The 952-nt window shown below is 71.0% G+C and carries 1 protein-coding gene; it reads right to left on the bottom strand.

The window, feature by feature from the left end:
* Positions 1-222: 222 nt before the first annotated feature.
* The coding region (locus GCU69_RS09715; protein ID WP_176604554.1) for an endo-1,4-beta-xylanase at positions 223-952 on the bottom strand (730 nt) is incomplete at its 5' end.

The raw sequence follows: 952 nt of genomic DNA, 5'->3' as shown, positions 1-952 counted from the left end.
CCGCGCGGCACCGTTCTCGCCGGCCCGGGGCCCGCGCCGGCCGGGACGGGCCGGGCCGTGGCGGTACGGGTTCGGGGCCGGGGCCGGGGAAGGTGCTCCCCCGGACCGGTCCGGACGGTCGGATCCGGGGCCGGCCGGGAAGGTCAGTCCCGGGGCCGGCCGGGAAGGTCAACTCCGGGACCCGCCGGGAAGGTCAACTCCGGGGCCGGCCCGGAAGGGTCGTCATCCGGCGGTGCAGCCGCTCACCCTCGGCGTGCTCCAGTCCCCGTTCGCCATCACGGTGAAGCCGAAGCTGGTCGAGGATCCCGCGGCGACGGACCCGTTGCCGTTGGGTGTCATCGTCATGACGTTGCCGCTGCTGTCCCAGGTGGGACTGCCGTTCCAGGTCGTGACGATGTCCTGGGCGGAGTTCACCGTGACGTTCACCCGCCAGGAGCTGATCGCCGCGCCGTTGGCGGTGATCGTCACCTTGCCGTTGAAGCGGTCACCCCATCGGTCGGTCTCGGTGTACGTGGCGGTGCAGGCTCCGTTGCCGGGGTCACCCGGGTCGCCGGGGTCGCCCGGGTCACCGGGGTCGTTGCTGTCTCCGCCGAGCGCGGCGAGGACGGCGTCGTAGGCCGGCTTCTTGTTGTAGTTGCGGTCGAACAGCAGCGGGTTCTGCTCGGCGCGCCAGGAGTAGTGGTCCGGGATGCCCCAGACCGTGATCCCGGTGCACTTGCTGACGGCCAGGCACGCCTCGACCACGCGGCGGTAGCTGTCCGCGGGGGCGTTCTGGATGTCCAACTCGGTGATCTGCACGTCCACGCCGAGCGCGGCGAAGTTCTCGAGCGTCTGCTGGTAGTTGCCGGGGACCGGCGACTGCTGGTTGAAGTGCGACTGCAGGCCCACGCAGTCGATCGGCACGCCCCGCGCCTTGAAGTCCTTGACCATGTTGTACACGGCCTGGGTCTTG

It is taken from the genome of Streptomyces lycii (assembly GCF_009735685.1).
GTDB classification, from domain to species: Bacteria; Actinomycetota; Actinomycetes; order Streptomycetales; family Streptomycetaceae; genus Streptomyces; species Streptomyces lycii.
The sequence above is the reverse complement of the archived record's forward strand: the minus strand, read 5'-3'. Positions and strand labels throughout refer to the sequence as shown.